6 protein-coding genes are annotated in these 5,182 nt (G+C 41.3%); 4 read left to right on the top strand and 2 right to left on the bottom strand.

The window, feature by feature from the left end; translation table 11 throughout:
* Together B9T16_RS25565 and B9T16_RS25560 are read left to right on the top strand one after the other, a co-directional pair.
* On the top strand, positions 1–417 hold a 417-nt coding region (locus tag B9T16_RS25565), incomplete at its 5' end, for a calcium-binding protein (protein ID WP_410246085.1).
* Between the two features lie 781 nt (positions 418–1,198).
* The gene (locus tag B9T16_RS25560) at positions 1,199–2,428 is read left to right on the top strand and encodes a lactate racemase domain-containing protein (RefSeq protein WP_410246084.1); all 1,230 of its coding nucleotides are present in this window, start codon (positions 1,199–1,201) and stop codon (positions 2,426–2,428) included.
* Here B9T16_RS25560 and B9T16_RS25555 read toward each other — a convergent pair.
* Positions 2,414–3,427: an AEC family transporter gene (locus B9T16_RS25555; RefSeq protein ID WP_410246083.1), complete on the bottom strand. Its 1,014-nt coding sequence runs from the start codon at positions 3,425–3,427 to the stop codon at positions 2,414–2,416. The genes B9T16_RS25560 and B9T16_RS25555 overlap by 15 nt on opposite strands.
* Positions 3,428–3,475: 48 nt before the next feature.
* On the opposite strand from B9T16_RS25555, the gene B9T16_RS25550 reads away from it, so the two are divergent.
* Together B9T16_RS25550 and B9T16_RS25545 are read left to right on the top strand one after the other, a co-directional pair.
* Positions 3,476–4,186 carry an NAD-dependent epimerase/dehydratase family protein gene (locus B9T16_RS25550; RefSeq protein WP_006620126.1) on the top strand — a complete coding sequence of 237 codons (711 nt, stop codon included), beginning with the start codon at positions 3,476–3,478 and terminating at the stop codon, positions 4,184–4,186.
* A 28-nt stretch (positions 4,187–4,214) separates the two neighbouring features.
* Positions 4,215–4,745: a phosphate-starvation-inducible PsiE family protein gene (locus B9T16_RS25545; protein ID WP_410246082.1), complete on the top strand. Its 531-nt coding sequence runs from the start codon at positions 4,215–4,217 to the stop codon at positions 4,743–4,745.
* Positions 4,746–4,774: 29 nt separating this feature from the next.
* Here B9T16_RS25545 and B9T16_RS25540 read toward each other — a convergent pair.
* A partial coding sequence (locus B9T16_RS25540) for a glycosyltransferase family 4 protein (RefSeq protein ID WP_410246081.1) occupies positions 4,775–5,182 on the bottom strand: 408 nt, incomplete at its 5' end.

The following is a 5,182-nucleotide window of genomic DNA, read 5'->3' as shown; positions in this document are numbered from 1 at the left end:
CTCCAGGTTTCCCAGGGAANTAATACTCTGTTTGGTGGTCANGGTAATGATATCCTAGTTGCTGGGGAGGGGGATGATATCTTATTGGGAAATAAGGATGATGATATCCTATTTAGAGGCGACGGTAATGATTCTATTTATGGTGGTCAGGGGAATGATACGTTGGTAGCAGGTAATGGTAATCAGATTTTGTTTGGAGACGAGGGTAATGATATCCTATTTGGAGGTGCAAAAGGTGCGGATACTCTGGTGGGAGGGGAGGGAAATGATACTTTGGTGATGCTTCCGGGAGAAGGTTACAGCATAGTAACTGACTTTCAGGTAAATCAGGATATGGTGGTTTTGCTGGGTAGCCCTGATGACTATGAAATTGGGTCAATACCCAACGGATTTAATGATGGTACTGCTTATTTATGAAGCGGGTTCTGACCAACTTGTGGGTATCCTGGAAGGGGTTACTAATGTGAGTTTAGAAGATGATAATATCTTCGGTTGGGCGTAGGTGATGGTTGGGCGGCTTTCGGTTTAGGTACTTGGTTATGAGATGGGCTGTAAAATGCGATCGCCTTTATGCTCCCCAAACCTATATATATATCTGCACAGTTTCCCAGAAGTAGGTTGGGTGTAGCGCAGCGAAACCCAACGCCACGATGGTTTTATCAACCAGTCAAATTGACAGGGGGTTGAGTTGCACCCAACTACTATTGTTGATGGATTGACTATCTGAATAAACCCATATATATRTCTTCACAKTTTCCCAGAAGTAGGTTGGGTGTAGCGCAGCGAAACCCAACGCCACCATGGTTTTCCCCACCAGTCAAATTGACAGGGGGTTGRGTTGCACCCAACCTACTATTGTTGATGGATTGACTATCTGAATAAACCCATATATATGTCTTCACAGTTTCCCAGAAGTAGGTTGGGTGTAGCGCAGCGAAACCCAACGCCACGATGGTTTTACCCACAGCGTGAAATTGACAGGGGGTTGTGTTGCACCCAACTACTATTGTTGATGGATTGACTATCTGAATAAACCCATATATATGTCGGCACAGATTCCCATTCTTTAATGGTAGGTCAATTTGGGGGATTTGTCAAGGGGAAAACCTGGGATTTTGGGAGTTTTTTTAAGGATGGCTGAAACAGGTGATTTGGGGCGGGTTGGGTGAGGGGGTAGAGAAGGGGTTGATTGATAGGGTTGGGTTGCACCCAACCTACTATTGTTGATGGTATGATGGCGCTAATTGCTGAGATTCAAATCAATATGAAAATTATCACCCTAGAACCAGTTGAGCTGATTTCGGTTGATGCCATTATCGGCAAAATCACCGATTATTTATTATCCCTAAATCAACAGTACGATCGCCTTCTGATTATCTGTGAAGATGTCACCCGTTCCACGCCTATTCACCTATTTTTCCCCCAATTATTAAGGTTTCTGCAAAGACATTCATCCCCGGAGATTTCCGTAATATTTGCCTTGGGAACTCATCGACCGATGACCGAGACAGAAATGCTCAATAAATTGGGAATATCCCCTAGAGAAGCTGAAAATATTAACCTGTTAAATCATCATGCATTTGATGATAGTCATTTAGTCGAAATTGGCGTAATTGATGGGGTCACTGTCAAGTTAAATAGGGTGATGATTAATCAGGATGTCGTGATGTGTTTTGGGAGTGTATTTCCTCATCGAGTTGTGGGATTTTCTGGGGGGACAAAATATCTGTGTCCGGGAATTGCTAATCAAGCCATAATTGATTACACCCACTGGAAAAGTAATCTGTTCCCTACGGAAGAAATTATGGCAAAAGTGGATAATCCCATTAGGGATATATTAGCGCAAGTGGGGGAGTTAGCTACTCAAGCATTTCCGGCTACTTTGGTTTCGGTTAACTTTGTTACCCTTCCCACTGGTATTGTTGATGTGTTTGTGGGTGATTTACAATCTTCCTATCGTCAGGCGGCCGCACTTAGTGCTAAATTGTTTTTAAAAACTGTTGAACCCTGCGATAAATTGCTGGCTATTGTGGATGATAAAAGTGCGGATTTTTGGCAGGCTGCTAAAGCGGTTTATAACTGTGCAGATATTGTCAGAGATGGGGGAATTTTGGTGGTGAGAGGAAGGTTAGCTGAGGGGATTTCTGCCACCCACGGCGATATTATTAATCAATTCGGTTATGCTATTCCTGAACAGGTGAAAAAATGGGTTAACTCGGGAGAGTTAAATAATCCCCTAGTGGCTAGTCATTTAATTCGGGTGGGTCAGCATTTACAGCGAATTAAGGTATTTTTGGCATCAGAATATATTGATGAGAAAATGTGCGATCGCATTAATTTAGGTTATCGCGACCCAGCCAGTTTAGAAACCTCGGAATTTGATGCTATTATTTACCATGCTACCGATTTAATTTTAAGGTGCAAATAGCCATAACCACATAGGTATTGTCATTAATAAACCCACCGAACCTAAAGCCACCGTAGCTACGGATAAATCCTTATCCAGACCATAGGCGATCGCATAAATTACCGTAGCAATAGAAGGCGGCATAGCCATTTGGAGAACAATAGCTAATCTGGGTAAACCTGTCACTCCAAAAAACATCAAACCTGTACCTACTACCAAGGGAACCACAATCATTTTAATGGCTAGACAAATCAAGGCTTGGCTGAATTTTTGCAGTTTCCCTAATTGGCTAAGTTGAATGCCAATCATAATAATAGCTAAGGWAACAATAGACCAAGCTGAAGTTCKTAAAGCATTTTCTGCCAGGTCTGGAAGGGGAACATGGCGGAAAAAAAAGCCAAACCCAAAACTCCATAAAGCCGGATTTCCAAAAATAATTTGTAGTGGATTTTTACGACGTTGTGCTAGGGGATTATTCCCATAATTAGCCGAAATCATATAGCCGATGCCGTGGAGTCCGGGACTGGTGGCGAGGGTGTTATAAAGAACCGCCCATAAAAAGTATTCAGGACCAATTAAAGACAGGACTACAGGAAACCCTAAATAAGAGGTATTTCCTACCATCATAGCTAGTAAAAAACTGCCTTGGGTTGGTTGAGTCCAGGCGGTTTCTGGGATGGGTTGATCTGGTTTTAAATAGCGTGGGTCAACCATACCTGAAGCTATGGCTTTAATGCGTTCATCACTGATTTCTAATTCCATCCAAAAACGCGCAAAAATCGCCCCAACCAATATGGCAACCCATCCAGCAATAGGGGAAATCCAAATATATCCAGAGATATCAACTCCCCGCATAAACGCAATGATGCCGAGGGGAACACCAATCCAATAGAGAAACTGGCCTAAATACTTGGATGTACTAGCGGGGAGTTTTTGGCCGAGTATAAATCCTAGTAAAGCCCAGCCAATTAAATTGATGTATAATCTAACAATTGGATTTTCTAATATGGTTAAAATCATGACAGGTTAATGTTAGAATAGACTGGATTTGACTGGTTGACAAGGGAAATGCGAAAGGTTCTGATTACGGGTGCGGCTGGACAAATTGGCCGATCGCTTCGAGAATTGTTAGCTGGCTGTTACCAATTCCGATGTTTGGATCTTAAACCGATTTCTGATGCTGATGAGGTCATCATAGCGGATATTGCTGATTTTGAGGCGGTCTCCCAGGCTATGGAGGGGGTTGATGGGGTAATTCATCTGGCGAGTAACCCAGACGTACAACAGCCTTGGGAAGATGTCTATCAGGGGGGAATTGCGGGAACTTATAATGTGTTTGAGGCGGCGAGACGAGTGGGGATAAAGCAGTTAATTTATGCTAGTAGTAATCATGTTTCCGGGTGGCGAGAAGTGATTGGGGAGTCGGATATCACCCCGGAAATGGTGGTGAGACCTGATTCTTTATATGGGGTTGGTAAGGCTTTTGGGGAGGCGTTGGCGCAGTTTTTTGTAGACCAATATGGGATGTCGATTATTTGCTTGCGGATTGGTTCGTTTTTGCCATATCCTAATAGCGATCGCAGTTGGAAAACTTGGTGTAGTCCCAGAGATTTGGCGCAATTGGTGCAAAAATCCCTAGATCATCAAGATTTGGGTTTTCAGATTTTTTATGGGGTTTCTAACAATACTAATCGGATTTGGGACATTGAAAATGCCCGCCAATTAATCGACTATCAGCCCCAAGACAATGCCGAATTAAACAGGAATACTAACTCCTAAATTTCCCCATTATATCAGAAATTAATCAATGTTTAAAAAAAGGTTTCTCAGATTTTTAAATCAGTTTAAAGACGAGAATTTTTTAGGGATGATTCACTGGGTAGAGAATTGCGTCTCTAAAATTTTGTCGGTGGCTTTAATTTTGGTGATCATCGTTTCTCTGGTTGATTTGATTCGGGTGTTGTTGACGGATTTATTTACCTCCAAACCAACCGGATTTTTTGATGCCACTTTAATCGAGATTTTTGGGCTATTCTTGAATATTTTAATTGCTTTGGAGTTGTTGGAAAATATCACGGCTTATTTAAAAAAGCATATTGTTCAAGTTGAGTTAGTCGTGGTGACAGCTTTAATTGCTGTCTCCCGAAAAATTATCATTTTTGACACCAATAAATATCAAAAAATAGATGTGGTGGCTTTGGCGGGTGCGAGTTTAGCTTTGGCTGCGAGTTATTGGTTAATTCGGACTATGAATGAAGATATTGCCATCAAAAATAAAAGGTTTAACAAGTCTCGAAAATCTCGCCCCGATGATAAGGAAGACCAGGAACATGATTAACATTAATTTAATCGAAATTGGACAGTTGATTACAATGCCGTAAAAATCAAATTGGCTATAACATCATTCCAGTTAAAATTGAGTTTAATTGCTTGGATATAAACGGCTTTTTGAGATTCGTTAAAAACTGTTGTATCAGTCATCAAACCAATAATTTTATCTGCCAAAACCCTATGATTAGATAGAGGAAATAATAATCGTTCATCACCTCCTAAGATTTCTCGGTTGCCACCAGAGTTGGAAGCGAGAACACATTTATTATATCCGATCGCATCTAATAAAGCATTAGAACAAGTATCATATTTAGAAGGCAAAATAAACAAATCCAAGCTACTATAAAAAGCGGTCATGTTATCACTCCAAGGCAAAAAAAATACACGATTTTCTAAACCGAGTTGATAAGTTTGGGCGACCAAATCATCATACATTACGCCCCG

The organism is Arthrospira sp. PCC 8006, from assembly GCF_046480465.1.
Lineage (GTDB): Bacteria > Cyanobacteriota > Cyanobacteriia > Cyanobacteriales > Microcoleaceae > Limnospira > Limnospira platensis.
The sequence above is the reverse complement of the archived record's forward strand: the minus strand, read 5'-3'. Positions and strand labels throughout refer to the sequence as shown.

Excerpts from the sequence above, each read along its gene's own strand:
- B9T16_RS25550 (WP_006620126.1), top strand. The coding sequence starts at position 3,476 with ATGCGAAAGGTTCTGATTACGGGTGCGGCTGGACAAATTGGCCGATCG.
- B9T16_RS25545 (WP_410246082.1), top strand. The coding sequence starts at position 4,215 with ATGTTTAAAAAAAGGTTTCTCAGATTTTTAAATCAGTTTAAAGACGAG.